14 protein-coding genes and 1 pseudogene are annotated in these 18,905 nt (G+C 45.8%); 4 read left to right on the forward strand and 11 right to left on the reverse strand.

The genetic code is table 11. The features are described from left to right. Nucleotides 1-181 precede the first annotated feature (181 nt). The 3 genes and pseudogenes from DXA13_RS13725 to DXA13_RS13735 all read left to right on the forward strand — a co-directional run bounded on the left by DXA13_RS13725 (nucleotide 182) and on the right by DXA13_RS13735 (nucleotide 4,075). Entirely contained in the window at nucleotides 182-1,438 is a 1,257-nt protein-coding gene (locus DXA13_RS13725) for a WYL domain-containing protein (RefSeq protein ID WP_118245277.1), read from the forward strand. A gap of 4 nt (nucleotides 1,439-1,442) precedes the next feature. Next, nucleotides 1,443-2,441: a WYL domain-containing protein gene (locus tag DXA13_RS13730; protein ID WP_118245158.1), complete on the forward strand. Its 999-nt coding sequence runs from the start codon at nucleotides 1,443-1,445 to the stop codon at nucleotides 2,439-2,441. Between the two features lie 175 nt (nucleotides 2,442-2,616). Next, nucleotides 2,617-4,075 (forward strand): annotated as a pseudogene (locus DXA13_RS13735) (BCCT family transporter). 169 nt (nucleotides 4,076-4,244) lie between these two features. Here the strand turns inward: DXA13_RS13735 and nth are convergent. From nth to DXA13_RS13760, 5 genes are all read right to left on the reverse strand, one after another. After that, nucleotides 4,245-4,877: an endonuclease III gene (gene nth / locus DXA13_RS13740; protein ID WP_118245160.1), complete on the reverse strand. Its 633-nt coding sequence runs from the start codon at nucleotides 4,875-4,877 to the stop codon at nucleotides 4,245-4,247. 19 nt (nucleotides 4,878-4,896) lie between these two features. Beyond that, complete coding sequence (locus DXA13_RS13745; protein ID WP_243009142.1) at nucleotides 4,897-5,400, reverse strand: flavin reductase family protein; 504 nt, start codon at nucleotides 5,398-5,400, stop codon at nucleotides 4,897-4,899. A gap of 73 nt (nucleotides 5,401-5,473) precedes the next feature. Beyond that, on the reverse strand, nucleotides 5,474-8,692 hold the full coding sequence (locus tag DXA13_RS13750; RefSeq protein WP_118245162.1) for a UvrD-helicase domain-containing protein: 3,219 nt from the start codon (nucleotides 8,690-8,692) through the stop codon (nucleotides 5,474-5,476). A gap of 37 nt (nucleotides 8,693-8,729) precedes the next feature. Beyond that, nucleotides 8,730-9,233: a hypothetical protein gene (locus DXA13_RS13755; RefSeq protein ID WP_118245164.1), complete on the reverse strand. Its 504-nt coding sequence runs from the start codon at nucleotides 9,231-9,233 to the stop codon at nucleotides 8,730-8,732. Between the two features lie 452 nt (nucleotides 9,234-9,685). Further along, nucleotides 9,686-10,858: a cyclopropane-fatty-acyl-phospholipid synthase family protein gene (locus DXA13_RS13760; RefSeq protein ID WP_118245166.1), complete on the reverse strand. Its 1,173-nt coding sequence runs from the start codon at nucleotides 10,856-10,858 to the stop codon at nucleotides 9,686-9,688. A gap of 238 nt (nucleotides 10,859-11,096) precedes the next feature. Here DXA13_RS13760 and DXA13_RS13765 point away from each other — a divergent pair, with 238 nt between their 5' ends. Further along, on the forward strand, nucleotides 11,097-11,300 hold the full coding sequence (locus DXA13_RS13765; protein ID WP_118245168.1) for a cold-shock protein: 204 nt from the start codon (nucleotides 11,097-11,099) through the stop codon (nucleotides 11,298-11,300). 317 nt (nucleotides 11,301-11,617) lie between these two features. Here DXA13_RS13765 and DXA13_RS13770 read toward each other — a convergent pair whose 3' ends face one another. The 6 genes from DXA13_RS13770 to DXA13_RS13795 form a co-directional block, all read right to left on the reverse strand. After that, nucleotides 11,618-12,886, reverse strand: a complete 1,269-nt coding sequence (locus DXA13_RS13770; RefSeq protein ID WP_118245170.1) for a diaminopimelate decarboxylase — start codon at nucleotides 12,884-12,886, stop codon at nucleotides 11,618-11,620. A gap of 285 nt (nucleotides 12,887-13,171) precedes the next feature. Continuing rightward, the gene (pyk, locus tag DXA13_RS13775) at nucleotides 13,172-14,608 is read right to left on the reverse strand and encodes a pyruvate kinase (protein ID WP_118245172.1); all 1,437 of its coding nucleotides are present in this window, start codon (nucleotides 14,606-14,608) and stop codon (nucleotides 13,172-13,174) included. Between the two features lie 233 nt (nucleotides 14,609-14,841). Beyond that, nucleotides 14,842-15,573: a FadR/GntR family transcriptional regulator gene (locus DXA13_RS13780; protein ID WP_118245174.1), complete on the reverse strand. Its 732-nt coding sequence runs from the start codon at nucleotides 15,571-15,573 to the stop codon at nucleotides 14,842-14,844. A gap of 137 nt (nucleotides 15,574-15,710) precedes the next feature. Further along, entirely contained in the window at nucleotides 15,711-16,433 is a 723-nt protein-coding gene (locus tag DXA13_RS13785; protein ID WP_243009143.1) for a FadR/GntR family transcriptional regulator, read from the reverse strand. Nucleotides 16,434-16,463: 30 nt separating this feature from the next. After that, a complete protein-coding gene (locus tag DXA13_RS13790; RefSeq protein ID WP_243009144.1) occupies nucleotides 16,464-17,375 on the reverse strand; it encodes an NAD(P)-dependent oxidoreductase in 912 nt (303 codons plus the stop codon). A 29-nt stretch (nucleotides 17,376-17,404) separates the two neighbouring features. Next, entirely contained in the window at nucleotides 17,405-18,892 is a 1,488-nt protein-coding gene (locus tag DXA13_RS13795) for a tripartite tricarboxylate transporter permease (RefSeq protein ID WP_118245176.1), read from the reverse strand. Nucleotides 18,893-18,905: the final 13 nt, after the last annotated feature.

Genomic DNA, 18,905 nt, shown 5'->3' on the forward strand with positions numbered 1-18,905 from the left:
GGAGGCACCATATTTTCGAAGAAAATACGGAATAATATCCGCAGCGCGGTTATTATTCCTGCGCATCCCGATTTCTGCGTTCACCGCTGAAATCCGTGCGCTTTATTCCGCCGGAGGCGCCATATTTTCGGAGAAAATATGGTATAATAGCTGCATATCACAAATACGGGAGAGAATCATTATGGCTGAATTCCAGGAATTAATTAAAAACTTTGACAGAATTCGTGATTATATGCGTCAGTTTTATGTATATGGATTTAAAGTGCGGGGAGACTTCACGCAGAAAAGCGCCCGGACATACGACAATGAGCGGCGCAGAATCGAGAGCTGGATGTCCGGCCGAATACGGACCGGATATACGCAGAAAGGAAAACAGGTTTCCATAAGCCTTGGCGAAACTGACGTTTCCTCCAATCCTCTTTATGCTGCATGGAAATCCAAAAGTTTTACCGATAATGACCTGCTGCTGCATTTTTTCATCCTGGATCTGTTTGCCGGTGAAAATGAAATGACAGCCGGAGAGCTTGCCGATGCAATTTCTGCCTCCTACGGAATTGCCTTTGACAGCCAGACCGTACGCCTGAAACTCAAGGAATACGAAGCCTTGGAAATTCTCACTTCCCGCCGTGATAAAAAGTCCGTCTTTTATCGGCTTCACCAGCCGCTTTCGATCCAGCTTCCTGAGAATGACTGTGCCAGACGCCATCTGATGACCGCCGTTGCTTTCTTTTCCGAATACGCTCCGTTCGGCTTCATAGGCAGTACGATTCTGGATCAGGAACGTTTGAATAACTCCATTTTCAGCTTTAAACATCATTTCATTGTACATACACTGGAGGACGGGATCCTCTACCCTATTTTAACGGCTCTTCGTGAAGGACGTTATCTTTTTCTGGAAAACCACAGCGTCCGCTCCGGCAGAGTTGCGGAAATCGAAGGGCTGCCTCTGAAAATATTTGTAAGCACCAGAACAGGAAGGCGCTATGTCTGTATTTATGTGAAACGGGAACATCGTTTTCTGAACCTGCGCCTCGACTGCATCGCAGCTGTCCGGCCGTCTTCCTTCTGCAATGACGCTCCCTTTTACCGCGAAAAACTGGAAAAAAATATCCCGGACTGTTTCGGCGTCTCGTTCGGCGGACGCGCTGCAAGGCTGGAAGAACTCTGTCTCAAGCTGCATATCGATGAGGAAAAGGAGCCGCATATTTTAAACCGCCTGTACCGGGAGGGCCACGGCGGAGAAATTATCCGAGCAGAGAAAAATACGTTCATTTACAGCGGCTTCTTTTTTGATGTGAATGAGATCCTTTCCTGGGTGAAATCATTTACGGGCCGTATTCTGGATATTCAAAGTTCAAATCAGTCCGCTGTTATCAAAGTTACTGCGGACTTGGAAATCATGTACCGGATGTACTGCCGCGAAGATTCATGGGGGTAGAAATATGAAATCATTAGAATTGTTTGACAAGGTTTATAACTGCTATTATCAGGTGGTCAGAAAAATCCTGGAAGAAGCCGCCGCTTCTCCCATATCCGCTGCCCGTATGGAAGAAATCTGCAGGGAACTGGCCTTTGAAGAAAGTGCTCTGGCCATACTTCCCAGACTGACATGCGGAAGCTGGAGCGCTCTTTTGTCTGCCGAAGGAAAAACTATGTTTTCTTCCGCCCTTTCATCCGGCAGGCTATCCGTCCCTTTTACATCCTTACAGAAATCATGGCTGAAATCCCTGCTCTCCGACGACCGGATTTCCCTGTTTTTTACAGAAAAAGAGCTGGAACTTCTGTCCTCTTCGCTACACGACGTAGAACCGCTCTTTCACACAGAAGATTTTCATTATTATGACCGTTTTCACGACGGAGATCCATACAAAGACAGCACCTATCTTACCATTTTCCAAACAGTTTTATCCGCCTTTGAGACAAAACAGATTCTTCTCCTTTCTTATGGAGGAAAGAATCAGGAGCCTGTCGTCATGGAAGCCGCCCCCTGCCGTCTCCAGTATTCTTCCAAGGATGACAAATTTCGGCTTTTCTGCATGAAGCGGACAAAACGAGGATTTTCCGTTCCATTTACCTTAAATATAGGCAGAATTCTCGACTGCCGCCTTTCTCCTGAAAAACTCCCTTCCTCGTTCAGACCGGATAACGCGGTCTTTCGCTCTCTGAATTCAGAACCTGTCTGCATAGAAATAGACGGCAGGCGTAATTCTCTGGAACGGTGTATGCTGCATTTTGCAAATTACGAAAAGCATACGGAATACGATGAAGACCGTCACGTTTATCTCTGTTCCATTTATTATGATCCAAGCGACGAAACCGAACTGTTAATCGAGCTTCTGTCCTTTGGTCCGGTCATCCGTATTCTCGGACCGGAAACCATGCTCAAACAGATAAGAGAACGTGTTCAAAGGCAGCACGATCTGTTATACGGTACAATTTAATAAATAATATGCTTGCAAAATCAGGAGTAAGATGGTACAATGTTCAATAAATTAATATTTAATCTTTTTTTGAACATATTGAGTATTACCGAAAGGAGCACTTATCATGCAAAATCATACTTCTGATAACTTAAAGGGGAGGATCGACTGGGTTACGACGATTATTCCATTTCTTATGATCGTATTTCTCTGCCTCAGTTTTTTTCTGTTTCCTGATACGTCGAAACACATACTGGAATCCACCAGGTTTTTTCTTGGCGACCGCTTAGGCGTTTATTATCTTGCGATCGGGCTCGGCGTATTCCTCTTGTCTTTCTTTATTGCCTTTTCTAAATATGGCGACATCCGTCTCGGCAGACCGGATGAAAAGCCAAAATATTCTACATTCGCCTGGAGTTCCATGATGTTTACTTCCGGCTTGCGGCCGATATCTTGTTCTACTCCTTCTGTGAATGGGTTCTCTACGCCAAAGACCCTCATATCGGAGAAATGGGATCCATGCAGGACTGGTCCAGCACTTATCCGATTTTCCACTGGGGGCCGATCCCATGGAGTTTTTACCTCGTGCTTGCAGTCTCATTTGGCTTTATGCTTCATGTAAGGGGCTGTCACAAACAGAAATATTCCGAAGCCTGCCGCGCGCTTCTGGGTAATCATGTAGATAAGCTGCCGGGTCGGCTGATCGATCTTCTTGCGCTCTTTGCTCTTCTTGCCGGTACGCTACTACGTTCAGCCTTGCGACGCCTCTGATGAGTCAGATCACCGCCTCTCTCTTTGGGATTCCTAATTCCAAGTGGATTACCATTGCAATTCTGATTATCACCTGCGTTGTATATACCTTGTCTGTAGTCAAGGGGATGAAAGGCATTGCAAAGCTTGCCGCTTCTTGTATTTATCTGTTCTTCGCCCTGCTGGCTTACGTCCTCCTGGTCGGCGGAGAGACCCGTTATATCGTAGAAACAGGATTTTCCGCTATTGGAAATCTGGCGCAGAACTTCTTTGGCCTGGCTACCTATACGGACCCGACAAGAACTACCTCGTTTCCACAGACCTGGACGATTTTCTACTGGGCATACTGGATGGTCTGGTGCGTAGCCGCTCCGTTTTTCATCGGCAGCATTTCCAAGGGGCGTACAATCCGTCAGACCATTCTGGGCGGATATGTGTTCAGCCTTGGAAGTACGTTTACCAGCTTTTTAATTCTTGGTAATTACGGCCTAGGGCTGCAGGTAAACGGCCGCCTGGACGTCATTGGGATTTATACGTCTACCGAAAATCTGTACGAGACGATTATTGCCGTCGTAAATACGCTGCCTTTCCCGATGCTCGTGCTCATCCTTTTGGCAGTTACTATGATCGCATTCTATGCCACAAGTTTCGACGCAATCGCTCTCGTCGCCTCATCTTATACGTATAAACAGATCAATGCCGACGAGGAACCGCATATGGCAGTAAAAACATTTTGGTCCATTATGTTGATCTTGCTGCCCATTGCCCTTGTTTTCAGTGAAAATTCCATGGCGAATCTTCAGACCGTGTCCATAATTGCCGCTTTTCCAATCGGAATTGTTATTCTTCTAATCATTTTAAGCTTCTTAAAAGATGCGAAAAAATATATAGAAGAATTGAAGTAATAAATTCTCAGAACAAAAAAGAGAGTGCTGCAGAAAAGAAACAGTCATTGTTTCCTGCCGCACTCTCTTAATTTCTGTGATACCGCGTTGTGCAATCTTATTTCCTGCCGGTCCTCAGATATTTCCTGAAATATGTAACCGCTCTCTTCTTTTCATACTTCCTGTGCCCTCACAACCGTTTCATACACCATTCTTCCAGACTGCAGCTTTCACAGCGGCCTTTTCTGGCCGTACAGACTTCACGTCCATGATAGATCAGCTGAAAATTAATTCTGATCCAGTGTTCCTTTGGAAGCAGCTCCCGAAGCTCTTTTTCCACCTCCTGAGGATTCTTCCCCTCCGCCCAGCCCAGACGTCTGGATATCCGGAATACATGGGTGTCCACAGTTACTCCCGGTATGCCATAGGCGTCTGACAGGAAAAGATTTGCCGTTTTCCTGCCTACGCCTGCCAGCTTCAAAAGTTCTTCCATCGTCTTTGGTACAATTCCGCCATAGTCCTTGACAATCTGTCCGCAGCACTGTTTTACATTTTTTGCCTTACTTTTATAAAGGCCTACCGAACGAATGTAATCTTCAATCTCCTCGGCCGGTGCCTCCGCCATGGACTCAACTGTCCGATAGTGGTCAAACAGGGCCGGTATTGCCTCGTCCACCTGCTTGTCCGTACTTTGAGCGCTCAGCATAATCGCAATCAGCAGCTGCCATGGCTCGTGGTGATAGAATCCTTCCTTTGTTACGCCATATATCTCATCCAGTTGATCGAGGATATAAGGAAGGTTTTTCTTTACCTTTTTATCCATCTATTCTCCTTTGTATCGCTTATTCCCTGTATGAAACAGGAGCTGTTTTCGGGCTTTTCCCTTTAATCACCCGATGGTAATACTCGTATGTCATGGCAGGAGTTTCCGAATCATATACTTCTCCTTCCACAGCCTTTCCCAAAAATATCGTATGTGTTTCCGTTTCCATCGTATTGATTACTTCACACACGACATATCCTTTCGTGTCTTTCAATACCGGCATTCCATCCGCCAGTTCATATTCAGTCCCTTCGAATTTGTCCGTATCCCTGCTGGAACGAAAACCGAATTTTCCGATCAGAATCGGCTTTGAATCCTCCTTTAAAATGGAAAATGCAAATTTTCCTGCTTTCTGAATACATTCATTGGTGAAGTTATCATGGTGAATGCTGGCAGTGATATAACAGGGATCTGCCGTGACCTGTGCAACACTGTTAGCCGTGCATCCTACGGGCCGGTCGCCATCCATCGTAGTAACAATATACACGCCGTAAGACATATGGTTTAAAACCGTCAGATTCATAAAAATCCTCCTTTTAATGGCTTTTCTTCTTTCCATATGTATTATGGTGGAAACATCAGATATCATGCATACCTTACATAAAATCAAACAGGCTCATCTGTACAGGACGGTCTGTGCCGTTTCTCTTATCTGCATATTCCCTTATGCATGCTTCATCTGGTATGTCATCCAAAAAACAAGAAGGCTCCAGCCCTGAAGTCACGATCAATTCCTCCATGGCCCTTGTCATACCTACGTAGAACAGTCTGCGCTCCTCTTCTTCATCCGATTCTCCTCTGCTGTTTTCCAGCGGAAGCATTCCCTTTCTGGCTCCGTAAATCAAAACTGCCGGAAATTCCAGTCCTTTTGAGCCATGCAGAGTCATCAGCGTCACCGAATCTGATGTGTACGTTTTTCCACCGCATCTCTTCAGATCGCTTTCTCTGCCGAATGCCAGCTGTTCCAGAAATTCCTCCATATTCTTGTAAAATAACGCCATAGAAGCAAGCTTCTCCATGGATTCCTCTTCTTGTAATCCCATGTCTTCCATCCATCTGTCCATGATCTTCTGTGGCTTTTCCTTTTTAAACGATGTTTTATACCGTTCTGCCATCGCTTCATATATGCTCCCCGATATGCAATCCTCATCCAGATTCCACAGCAGCTTTAAGGCTGTTTTTCTTGAAAGGCTGTCTTCCGGGCTCACCAGACTCCTGAAAAAACAGATTGTTCCACGGACCGGCTTTTCTTCGAGAAATTCTTCACGCCCGGTTACTACATATGGAATCCCCTCTTTCTTCAGGCACTTCTCCAGCAAGGCCGCATGTCTATGGGTTCTGTAGAGAACAGCTATATCGCTGAAACTCCTGATCTTTGTATCACCGCCCTTTTCCCGTTCTTCTACATCCAGCATATCAATCCCGCCTACGAGACGGTTGATTTCCTTTGCCACGAATATGGCCTCAGCCATTTCTCCCTTCGCCTTCACCACCCGGATTGGCTGCCCTTCTTCGCGTACAGCATGAAGCACCCGTTCCATTCCCGGATTCTTTGAGATAACCGCACCGGCCCCCGTTACGATCCGGCCGGACGAACGATAATTCTCTTTCAGCTGTATGACATGTACGTCATTCCAGTCGCTGCAGAGGCGGTCAAAGCATTTCGCATCCGCTCCTCTGAATCCGTAAATAGCCTGATCGGGATCTCCAATTACGAATAACTCCCGTTTCTTTTTATTCCAGGCCATGATCAGCTCATACTGGATTGGGCTGATATCCTGAAATTCGTCCACCAGCAGATAGGAAAAGTTCTTTTTGTCCAGCCTTCCTGCCTCTGCTTCTTTCAGAGTCTCCAGAAGAAGATCATCGAAATCCAGCAGGTTTCTCTCTTTCAGCCGTTCATCATAATAGGAAAACGCTTCCCAGTTTTCTTCCCCCTCCGGCCTTTTTTCATTTTTCCAAAGAGATATCTGACGTAGAAACTGCTGTAAAGTTCCTTTTATTCCGAACTGCCTCATGGCATCGTCTGCAATTTCCAGCGTTTCTGTTTCATCCGCAAGTGAAAAACTGCCAAGCTCCTTCAGCTGTTCCCAACATATGGAATGGAACGTGCCGATATTGATCCTGCGCGCATTTCTTGCCCCCAGCTGACCCTTCAGCCGTTCCTTCATCTCTTCTGCCGCCTTATTCGTAAACGTCACAGCCGTAATTTCAGATGGCTTTACCTTTCTGTTCTGAAGCAGCCACAAAATTCTCGCCACCAGAGTCCGTGTCTTGCCTGTTCCCGGTCCGGCAATAACAGCCGTCACTCTGTCCACAGCATGTACGGCCTCTTCCTGCGCCTCATTCATGCCTGCCGATATATCCTTTGATACATCTGATACATGAATCTCCATTATCTGCCCATCGGATGCTGTACTTTCCTCCGCCGCCCTGTTCTGTGCTGTCACAGCTCTCTGATTCACGTCCGTCCGGCTTTCGTCTCCTGCCTCCAGGGCCGGACAGCGTTCTGATTTTGCGGCTGCTGATTCCATGGCCCCAAAACCTGGAAACAGGCTCAGCTGGCCATCCAGAATGTCAATCTCTCCCGGCTCAAAAAGCTTAATCGTCCCATATTCACCGTCAAAGCCCGGCAGTCGTTTCACATTTCCTTCCCTTAGCCTTCTGATTCCTTCCGATACGAGATATCCCGCTTCCTTACGAATATCTTCAACCGGTACTTCTCTAAGAATTTCAAATTCCGGCCCAAGTTTTTGTAGCATTTTTTCATATTGCGCCTGCACCGCCGCACCTGCAGAAGACCGGCCTGTGGAAGCGCCAATCACTTCCGGAAGGGGAACCATGCTTTCAAAGGGCTTTGCATCCGGCCGGACATATCCTTCTTTCCGGTCAGCCAGCTGTTCTACCCTGTGGTCCACGCCAATGGTCAGCTTTTTACGGCATACGGGACAAATTCCCTGGTTTTCCTCTGCCTGAAGGGGGCTCATGCAGATATGGCATTTTCTGTGTCCGTCGTAATGATACTTGCCTTCCTCCGGAAAAAACTCAATTGTGCCTTCCAGACCTTCACCTGTCTGTATGGCCCTTTCCATCCCCTCATAGCATAATTCTGTTCCAAAGAGATTCGCCTCTCTTCCCAGTTTTGACGGGGAATGGGCATCGGAGTTGGATACCAGCTGATAGGAGTCCAGAGCCGACAGTCTCCAGTTCATAGGCGGATCGGAAGACAGTCCCGTTTCGAGCGCATGAACATAAGGGGTAAGATCTTCAAAGCATTCTTCGATTGTGTCGAACCCGGAAAATGCACCGAACATGGAGAAATGGGGCGTCCATATATGAGCCGGTATGAAGATGCCGTTGGGGCAGATATCCAGCATGATTTCCAGCAGATCACGGCAGTCCAGCCCCAGAATAGGGCGTCCGTCCGAATGGATATTTCCAATCGTCTCCAGCTTTTTTGACAGAAGTTCCGCTGCTTCCAATCCTGGAAGCAGAATCAGATTATGTACCTTCCGCACCTTTCCGTTTTTCTTATAGATCGAACTGATTTCACCTGACACTACAAAACGGGGCTGTATGGCATCCGTTGCCGCCTCATTTTCCAGACGGTATTCATCCTTCAGACGATACAGCCCGTCTTCAGCGGCAGTCAGCCTGTCCCTCAGTTCCTCTCTCCAGGCCGGATGGGTAAAGTCTCCCGTTCCTACCAGCTGGATTCCCTTTTTGCGCGCCCAGAGATCCAGATGCTCCGGCGTACCTTCCCTGCTTGTAGCCCGCGAAAAGCGGGAATGGATGTGTAAATCTCCTATATACATAATTACCTGCCTTTTCTTCAGTAACAGCCCTCAGCCCTTAAATCTCATGTTTCTGACAGAAAGCCCTGACCGCCTCGTTCAGCTGGTTAAGTTCCTCTATGAACCGGAAATCATTAACGGAAATCTCCCCAATCTTCATTTCACTGATCCGCTTCATAGAATCATCGGCCGCCTGTTTTAATGTTTTTCCGATTTCCTGCTTTGTTCTTGCAAAGCGCTCATTTCCCGAACCTGACGCCGACGCAGCTGATCCCTCTGCTTCTACAACGCTGCCTGTATATACATATTTGGCCTTTTTGTAATATCCTGCTTTCTTTTCAAAGCCAGGCCCCATTCTGTATACGCCCCGCTCTACGTTCTGCAGTTCCCCGCTTTTGCACATATTCGTAAAGCATCCGGACAGCTGTCCGGATGTATACGGCTTACCGATGCGGTGGTCTATGTATTCCCGAATCTCCGCCACATCGTTCAGTCCGATCTGTGAAATGGCTTCCCTGATCAGTCTTCTGATTTCTTTACTGGTTGCTCTCTCTTCCATCATTCATATCCCTTCTGTCGATTTTTCTGCTTCTCTTCTTGATTGATTTATGATTCTTTCTTGACAAAATTAAGCAGAAGAAGTAAAAACGTGGCAAAATTAATCATCAGAGACATCGCTTCATACACATTCATATCCTTCGTTCCTTCCTGCTTTTATTCATTTGTTCTTTATGCCTCTATTATACATGTTTTTCATATAATGTCAATGCATTTAATTTAAATTTGCGTTTTTCTTTATTTACATTATTTACATTATTTACATTATTCAAGTATCAGAACGTTCCTGTACAAGAATACGATCTTTCCTGAAAAGTAAATAACAAAAGCAGCTAAGTTCCCATGCAGCATATGACGCTGACCTCATATGGCACGGTCTCTTAACTGCTTCTTTTATTGTTCAAATTCAGATACGTCAGCCAGCCGTACTGAAAAAGGGCCGTTCCTTTCTGAAGGTCAGTACCACCTCGTCATCGGCAGGCTGTTATTCACCCCTTTTGAAGCCAGGACCTGATGAATATCCACTACGCCGTTATGAAAAGCAGCCGCGCAGGACGCGAGGTAGAGCTCCCACATTCTAACGAACTTATCATCGAACATCTCTTTGACCTCATCGATGTGATTACGGTAATTTTCCTCCCAGCACAGCAGGGTTTTGTTATAGTGCAGCCTCAGATCTTCTACATCCAGCGTATGAAAATTATCGTCTGCCATGCAGGATATCATTTCGCGGAGGCTGGGAATCATGCCGCCTGGAAAAATGTATTTCTTTATCCATGGATCCCCCGGATATTCTTTCAGCCCGCTGATAAAGTGAAGCAGAAACAGTCCTCCGTCTTTCAGGCATTCATTCACACAGTCGATAAAAAGGTGATAGTTCTCTCTGCCCACATGCTCTGCCATGCCTACGCTTACGACTCTGTCAAATTTCCTTCCTGACTTGGGCAGATCCCTATAATCCATCAATAGGACCTCCAGCCGGTCTTCCAGACCTTCCTTTTGGATCCTCTGTTTAAATTCGTTATACTGCTCCCGGCTCAACGTGATCCCCGTACCTTTTATTCCATATTTTTTTGCGGCCTCAATCAGCAGAAAGCCCCAGCCGCAGCCGATATCCAGAAGCGTCATGTCTTTCTTCAGGTATAGTTTTTTCAAAATATAATCCACCTTGTTTACCTGTGCTTCATACAGCGTATCCTGTTCATTTCTGAAATACGCGCAAGAATAGCTCATCGTTTCGTCCAGCCACAGCTTGTAAAAATCGTTTCCCAGATCATAATGGCTGGTTACTTCCTTTTCCTGGTTCTTTTTCGATGTCGATGTATGAATCAGCTTCTTCAGCGCGTTTTCATCCATAGAAAATTTTCCGATCTGTCCAAGAAAATGATCGAGGGCTTCATACAGATCGCCATCAACTTCCAGATCTCCATCCATGTATGCCTCGCCTAAAGCCAGCGATGTACTCGTAAGCAGCCTGGACGCAGGAATCGTCTTCTTAAAGTCTACCGTAAATACAGGATTTCCTTCCCCCATTCTGTAATCATGACTGCCGAATCGGACGAGGAACGGGTACTCCGTAAACCTGCCCAGGAAATGCACCACTGCTTTCTCTTCTACTTTTTCCAGCATATTTCTTCCTCCTTTTCTCTTAATACATATAGTCTTGCCATTTCTTCCGGAAATAGTATTTTATCCATGATTTTCTCTTGACAAATCTATAATTTCATGTTATTTTAAAGAAGTATTTTTGATAAAGTTTTGATTTCACATATTCATGTAAATCATTATTCTATTAATGATTTACACGAGTATGTGATTTTTTTCTTTTCGTAAAAATATAATAATATTATTCAGGAGGTATCTTTTCATGAACAAAGGTACAGTAAAATGGTTTAACTCACAGAAGGGCTACGGCTTCATCACTAATTCCGAAAACAATACAGATATTTTCGTGCATTTTTCCGGTATTAACACAGACGGATTCAAGACATTAGAAGAAGGACAGGCTGTAACATTTGACATCACAAACAGCCAGCGTGGACTTCAGGCAGTTAACGTTTGTCTTGCATAAGCATATCTGCGTAAAAATAATGTAAGTTTTAGCAGCCGAGGGCAGAAGCCTTCCGGCTGCTTTTTACTTTCCCGAAAAACCCCGTTTTTTCAATAAAATATTGCCGGCTTTTCTCTATTTCAGAACAATCTGTCCGTATTTTATGGTATGGAATATTAAGAATTTCTTCAGAATCTATTCAAACAATCTACAAACATTTTCCAGAAGGCTATGATATACTAAGATCATAAGAAATGCAAAATCCTTTTAATACTTTTTGAAATACAATCGAAATAAAAAACCCTCTGCTCCCATCACCGGCAGAGGGTTTTTACCGTCTATAAATACTTCTTCATCATCGGACAGCAGTCCAGGGTTGCAAAATAGTCCTGTGCCGTCTCCGCTCTTCTGATCATCTGTACGGAACCATCTTCTTTGAGAAGAAGCTCCGCCGACTTTAATTTTCCATTATAATTGTATCCCATGGAAAATCCGTGAGCGCCCGTATCGTGAATAACGAGAAGGTCGCCTTTTTCAATTTCCGGTAAAATACGGTCAACCGCAAATTTGTCATTGTTCTCGCAAAGGGAACCTACCACATCGTACATGTGAGTTTCCGGATCGTTTTCCCTGCCCATAACGGTAATGTGATGATATGCCCCATACATGGCAGGACGCATCAGATTTACCGCACATGCGTCTACACCGATATATTCCTTATACGTATGCTTTTCATGGATTGCTTTTGTCACCAGGCAGCCATACGGCGCGAGCATATACCGGCCCAACTCCGTATAAATAGCCACATCACCCATTCCGGCCGGAATGAGGATTTCTTCAAATGCCTTTTTTACGCCCGCACCGATCGCCATAATATCGTTCGGTTCCTCCTCCGGACGGTAGGGTACTCCAATTCCGCCGGAAAGATTGATAAAGGAAATATGGACTCCCGTCTCATTTTTCAGCCTTACAGCCACTTCAAAGAGGATTCCTGCAAGTTTGGGATAGTATTCATTCGTGACCGTATTGCTGGCAAGGAACGCATGAATACCGAAATTCTTCGCGCCTTTTGATTTCAGTATCTTATATGCTTCGACCATCTGTTCATCCGTCATGCCGTATTTGGAGTCGCCCGGATTGTCCATAATGCCGTTGCTCATCTGAAATATTCCGCCCGGATTATAACGGCAGCTGATTGTCTCCGGAATTCTTCCCAGTACCTGCTCTACACAGCTGATGTGGGTAATATCATCCAGATTGATAATGCCTCCCAGGTCATCTGCCATCCTGAACTCTTCCGGCGGCGTATCATTAGAGGAAAACATGATGTCATGACCGGAAAAGCCAACTGCATCGGACATCATCAGCTCAGTGGCTGAAGAACAGTCCGTTCCACAGCCATACTCCTTCAGAAGCTGAAGGATATATGGGTTCGGCGTAGCCTTTACTGCAAAGTATTCTTTAAATCCCTTATTCCATGAAAATGCTTCTTTCAGTTTTTCTGCGTTTTCACGTATTCCTTTCTCATCGTATAGATAAAAAGGGGTTGGGTATGATTTCGTAATCTCCTGAAGCTGCTCCAGGGTGACAAAAGGGGTCTTTTTCATAACTGCTTATCTCCTTCTCGTATATCATTTGATAATTGTTCAGAACGGCGGACATACAGGAAGATGCGCCGCCCTCACTCATTGCTGACCGGCTGTGCCGGGTCCTTTTAAGGCAAACGGGGCCCGTCATTCGGTATCCCATGAGCTTCTGCGAGCCTTTCCGCTCCGCAATTTTTCATATTATACCTGCTGACAGACCCCTTTGTCCAGTCTTTTCCTCTTATTGGAATTTTATTCTGCTGTGTACCTCAGTTCAGCGCCCTGACTGAATAGATGTATTTAATCTCAATCAACGATAACAACGCGCATGATATTTGTATCGCTGGCCGGCTCATGACGCCTTGAATAACTTACAACTCCCGCCGTTACAACAGTTACATCGCCCTCTTTCACCAGGCCTTTCTCTTTTAAAAGCTCCATGGAAGAGTAAACGAGAACGTCGGTAGAATCGGCTCTCTTGGCCTGAAGCGGTATAACGCCCCAGAAAATCTGCATCTGGCGAACGGTAGATGAACTTGGAGACAATCCGATAATCGGCGCCAGAGGTCTCCATTTAGAAAGCATCTTGGCGGTAAATCCGCTGATCGTAGGCGTTACGATTGCCTTTACCTGAAGGTCATGAGCGGTAGAAACAGCTGCATAGCTTACTGCCTTGGAAATATTGCTGGTATGATTCATAATCTTGTCTCTGCGGCGGTAGTCGCTGTAATCGAGATGAGATTCTGCCTCTTCCACAATATGTGACATCATCTTAACAGCCTCAACAGGATACTTGCCCATGGCAGTCTCTCCTGACAGCATAACGGCGTCCGTTCCGTCATAAACGGCATTTGCCACATCCGTAACCTCAGCTCTCGTAGGACGGGGATTGCGGATCATAGAATCCAGCATCTGTGTCGCTGTAATTACGCTCTTGCACGCCTTGTTACATTTCTCAATAATCGTCTTCTGAATGTAGGGAACTTTTTCCGGCGGGATCTCAACGCCCATATCGCCTCTGGCTACCATAATACCGTCAGCAGCCTCGATAATTTCATCCAGGTTCTCAATTCCTTCCGCATTTTCGATCTTGGCGATGATCGCCATGCTTGCGCCGTGTTCTTCCAGAATCTGTCTGATCTCATAGATGGCATCTGCGCTGCGCACGAAGGAAGCCGCGATAAAGTCGAATCCCACCTCAATGCCGAACAGAATATCCTGGATATCCTTGTCTGTCAGGGCCGGGAGCTTAATCTTTACATTCGGTACGTTCACGCCTTTTCTGGCTCCTAATTCGCCGCCGTTTTCAACACGACAGACAATTTCCGTACCCTCAACCTTTACAACCTCCATCTCGATCAGACCGTCATCAATCAGGATCTTGTTGCCGGCAGCCACGTCTTCATGAAGCCTGTCGTAGTTGATATATGCAATATTCTCGTCGGAAAGCACTTCTCTGGTAGTCAGAGTAAATGTCTGTCCTTCTTTTAATGTCACTTTCTTATCGTCTTTTAAAAGTCCTGTTCTGATTTCCGGACCTTTTGTATCAAGCAGCGCAGCGATCGGCAGATCCAGTTCTTCTCTGATACTCTGCAGCAGCTCCAGTCTTGATTTATGTTCTTCGTAATCGCCATGGGAAAAATTAAATCTGGCAATATCCATGCCGTTTAAGGCCAGTTCTTTTAATAATTCTCTGTCGTTTGTGTTCGGGCCCATTGTACAGATAATCTTTGTCTTCTTCATCATTTTCTCCTTATTTTACAACCTTCACTTCAAATTCCAGAACGATGGTTACACTTTCGGATATTCTATGCACCAGCCTTCCAAATGTCTGAAATGAATCTATGCCCGTCGGTGCATCTCTCGCTAATATCCCATGTTATTGTACAATAAAGGAAATAAAAAGTAAACACCAATTTAAAAGGGGACGCGATATCTGCTCTTGCGGCAGACCCATCCCCTCTTTTATATTTCTGTTACTGCTGTTCTTCTTTTTTATCCAGGTCGCTGTAATACAGCTCTGTATTCTTGTCTACATGATAGCGCATTACTTTTCTGGCCTGGTCGGGATCGTGATTTTCAATCGCCTCCAGAATCAGGCGGTGGCACTTGACGCCGTGGTCATAGCCAATGCTGTCGGTAATTTTTCCCATGGTAACCTTGAGGATCTCTCCGATAATTTTATAGATTTCCCTGACCAGAACGTTCTGGGTACATTCCCCCAAAAGGGCATGAAATTCAAAATCGATGTCTATATATTTATCCAGCTTTCCCGTGTTCTGAAGCATTCTGGCAAAGTTATTCTGAAGCCTTTTGATCTGATCCTCTGTCGCATACTGTGCCGCCATCTCAGCCACACCGCACTCAAAAAGGGTCCGAAAGATAAATATCTCCTTTAAATCTTCTTTTTTCAGGCAGGATGCGGGAATCATTCCCCGAAAATAATTCTCCAGCTCCATGCTCTTTACATAAGAACCTTCCCCTCTTCTGGTCTCGAGGTAGCCGATCGCAACTAATTTCTGAATCGCCTGCCGTACCGTCGTCCTGCTGACTCCGAAAATCTCCATCAGTTGATTCTCTGAAGGTATTTTTTCATTTGCCGGCCATGCACCTGATACAATCTGTGCCTTCATCTGATCATACACCTGATCTCCAATATTAACCTTCTTGATAGCCCGCAGCCCCGGCACTTTGTCCGCAGATGACATGATAAGGTTCCCCTCCTTCCGACAGCGATATTTCTCCATTATTATATAATTCTACAATAAAGGAATTAAAAAGTAAACACCAATTTAAACGGCGGAGAAATCATAGCTGATGACATTTCTCCGCCGTCTTTCTTACGTTATTCCTTCTGCTCCAAATCACTGTAATACAATTCCGTATTTTTATCCACATGATAGCGCATCACTTCTCTGGCCTGATCCGGATCGTGGTTTTCAATCGCTTCCAATATCAGCCTGTGACATTTGACACCATGTTCATAACCGATGCCGTCCGTTATTTTTCCCATGGTAACTTTCAGAATTTCTCCAATAATCTTATAAATCTCTCTCACCAAAGTATTGCAGGTACACTCCCCTAAAAGGGCATGAAATTCAAAATCAATTTCTACGTATTTGTCCAGCTTCCCTGTATTCTGGAGCATCCGTTCCAAATTATTCCTCAGTCTTTTAATCTGTTCATCCGTCGCATATCTGGCTGCCATTTCAGCCACACCACATTCAAACAAGGTCCGGAAGGTAAAAATCTCCATGAGGTTTTCTTTTTTCAGGCATGAGGCCGGAATCATTCCCCGGAAATAGCTGTCCAGCCCCATATCTCTGACATAAGACCCCTCTCCTCTCCTCGTCTCAAGATATCCGATCGCCACCAGCTTCTGGATCGCCTGCCGCACCGATGTCCTGCTGACTCCAAAAATCTCCATCAACTGGTTTTCTGACGGTATCTTTTCATTTGCCGGCCAGGCACCTGATACAATCTGCGCTTTCATCTGCTCATATACCTGATCACCAATATTTACTTTTTTAATTGGCCGTAATTCCAGTATCTTTTCAGCAGACGACATTATATGGGTTTCCTCCCTCCAGCAGTGAGATCAGCCATCCAGCAGTTCATGCAGCATCCCAATACGGACTTCTGCAACATTTGTGCAGCAGTGGGGTGTAATTACGATATTAGGCAGTTCTGCGATATCCGCTGAAATGTTCGGTTCAAATTCATGGACATCCAGGGCCGCTCCTTTGATTTCATGATTCTTCAGCGCCTTCACCAGCGCCTTTTCTTCCACGATTGCACCACGGGCCGCATTGACAAGATAGGCGTCCTTTTTCATCATAGCGATCTTTTCTTCATCCATAAAATGATGCGTCTCATCTGTATATGGTATATGCAGGGTCACCACATCCGCCATATGGAGAAGCTGTTCCAGACCGACGGATTCTGCCTCATACTGGTCCAGTACTTCCTGGCGAACCGGGAATGGATCATAGCATATGATTTTCATTCCCAAAGCTGCAGCTCTCCTGGCAACAGCCTGGCCGATTCTTCCGAATCCCACAATTCCAAGCGTTTTCCCGTACATTACCATATCCCTGTAAAAGAAGAGCTGTCTGGTGCAGACGCGATCCCTTCTCAGTTCCCTGTCATACTGGACTACGCCGCGGCAGGCTCCCATCATTATTGCAATGACCATTTCCGCCGTAGACTCTACGACGGAACGTGGAGCATTCAGAACATGAATCCCTTTCTCTTTCGCATGAGCCGTATCTACATTGTTGTATCCCGATCCCATATTGCCGATAATTTTCAGATTTCTGCCGCTGTCAATCAGCCGGGCATCGCATACATAATCCGCAATGCAGATAAAAATGTCTGCGTCCTCTATGGCTTCCATGGCTTCTTCCCTTGTAAAGCATGCCAGCGGTTCCTTCGGTACTTTCACGTCCATATTTTTTACGTAATCAGAATAATATTCCTTCGGGATATTGTGGCTGAAAACTATTTTCATTCTTTTTCTGTCCTTTCTTTTTGTCCTTTTTATGCTTTCTGTTTCAGAAGTTTTTTCTTCTCCATGTGCTGTCTGATAAACGGCCATATCAATGAAATGATTCCAATAATAATAAATGCTGCCGAAAACGGGCGCTGGAAAAATATTGCATAACTGCCCTGCGACATCACCAGGCTTCTTCTGAAATTCCCTTCCGCCATTGGCCCCAGAATCAGGGCAAGTACGATCGGAGAAAGCGGATATCCTCCCTTCGTCAGGAAGTACCCCACGATCCCTGCGATCACCATAACGACTACATCATAGTAGTTGTTATTAATTGCAAAGGAACCAACCGTACATAGTACGATAATTACCGGTACCAGAATCCGTTTTGGAATAGAAACGATCTTTACGAACAGCGGCTGTCCGAGAAGTCCCAGAAGGAGCATGAAACAGTTGGCAACCATAAATCCGGCAAACAGAGTGTTGACTGTTGCCGCTTTTGTCAGAAACAGCTGAGGGCCTGGAGTCAGATTATGCATCATCAGAGCTCCCAGCATGACGGCCGTATTTGCATCTCCTGGAATTCCAAGAGTCAAAAGGGGAATCAGTGCGCCTCCCGTCGTACCGTTATTTGAGGCTTCGGGCGCTGCAACTCCCTCCGGAATTCCCGTTCCGAACAGTTCCGGGTGTCTGGAACAGCGGCGTTCCATGTCATAGGAAACAAATGCGCTGATATCCCCGCCTGCGCCTGGTATGCAGCCGATAAAAGTTCCTGTAAGGCCGGCCCTCAGGATTGTAGGCAGGATACACCTGAAATCCTTTTTGGAAGGAAGGGGATTTCTCGTCTTCTTCGCCTTTGCCCGTTCAACAAAAATCTCTTCTGTCGTCAGGAAACACTGGCTGAGTGCAAAGAGGCCTACCAGCACAGGAATAAAGGACAGTCCGCCCATCAGGTATGTAGAGCCGAAAGAGAATCTGGTATAGGCAGTCACATTATCCATACCGATCAATGACAAAAGAAGACCAAGTGTTCCTGACATAACTCCCTTGATCAGGTCTTTTCCTGAAATACTGGCGATAATGCTGAGTCCGAAAAAGGCCAGTGCAAAAGATTCCGGAGCGTTGAATTTCAAGGCGATCTGAGCCAGCTGGGGAGCGACCAGAATCAGGATAATACCACTGATAATTCCTCCGCCGAAGGATGCAAAGGTGGAAATGCCAAGCGCTCTTCCCGCTTCGCCTCTGAGGGTAAACTGGTAACCGTCAATCACGGTAGCCGCCGCAGAAGGTGTGCCCGGCGTGTTAATTAAAATCGCTGTTATGGAACCACCATAAATTGCACCGCAGAAAATTCCGATCAGTACAAGCATGCCCACATGAGGACTCATGGAAAATGTGATAGGCATAAGGAGCGCCACTCCCATGGTGGAAGTCAGACCAGGCATAGCTCCAAAAGAAATTCCCATTGCAACACCGCCTAATATTGCCAGCAGCGTAGCAGGGTTCATAATATTGCCGAGAACCGTCATAAACATGTTTCCTGCACCT

Origin of the sequence: Clostridium sp. AM58-1XD (assembly GCF_003464085.1) — a bacterium.
Lineage (GTDB): Bacteria > Bacillota > Clostridia > Lachnospirales > Lachnospiraceae > Lachnoclostridium_A.

Coding starts and splice junctions, on each gene's coding strand:
- DXA13_RS13750 (WP_118245162.1), bottom strand. CDS start 8,692: ATGTATATAGGAGATTTACACATCCATTCCCGCTTTTCGCGGGCTACA.
- DXA13_RS13770 (WP_118245170.1), bottom strand. CDS start 12,886: ATGAAAAAGACCCCTTTTGTCACCCTGGAGCAGCTTCAGGAGATTACG.
- DXA13_RS13755 (WP_118245164.1), bottom strand. CDS start 9,233: ATGATGGAAGAGAGAGCAACCAGTAAAGAAATCAGAAGACTGATCAGG.
- pyk (WP_118245172.1), bottom strand. CDS start 14,608: ATGAAGAAGACAAAGATTATCTGTACAATGGGCCCGAACACAAACGAC.
- DXA13_RS13785 (WP_243009143.1), bottom strand. CDS start 16,433: ATGTCGTCTGCTGAAAAGATACTGGAATTACGGCCAATTAAAAAAGTA.
- DXA13_RS13725 (WP_118245277.1), top strand. CDS start 182: ATGGCTGAATTCCAGGAATTAATTAAAAACTTTGACAGAATTCGTGAT.
- DXA13_RS13730 (WP_118245158.1), top strand. CDS start 1,443: ATGAAATCATTAGAATTGTTTGACAAGGTTTATAACTGCTATTATCAG.
- DXA13_RS13795 (WP_118245176.1), bottom strand. CDS start 18,892: ATGTTTATGACGGTTCTCGGCAATATTATGAACCCTGCTACGCTGCTG.
- DXA13_RS13780 (WP_118245174.1), bottom strand. CDS start 15,573: ATGTCATCTGCGGACAAAGTGCCGGGGCTGCGGGCTATCAAGAAGGTT.
- nth (WP_118245160.1), bottom strand. CDS start 4,877: ATGGATAAAAAGGTAAAGAAAAACCTTCCTTATATCCTCGATCAACTG.
- DXA13_RS13745 (WP_243009142.1), bottom strand. CDS start 5,400: ATGAATCTGACGGTTTTAAACCATATGTCTTACGGCGTGTATATTGTT.
- DXA13_RS13790 (WP_243009144.1), bottom strand. CDS start 17,375: ATGAAAATAGTTTTCAGCCACAATATCCCGAAGGAATATTATTCTGAT.
- DXA13_RS13765 (WP_118245168.1), top strand. CDS start 11,097: ATGAACAAAGGTACAGTAAAATGGTTTAACTCACAGAAGGGCTACGGC.
- DXA13_RS13760 (WP_118245166.1), bottom strand. CDS start 10,858: ATGCTGGAAAAAGTAGAAGAGAAAGCAGTGGTGCATTTCCTGGGCAGG.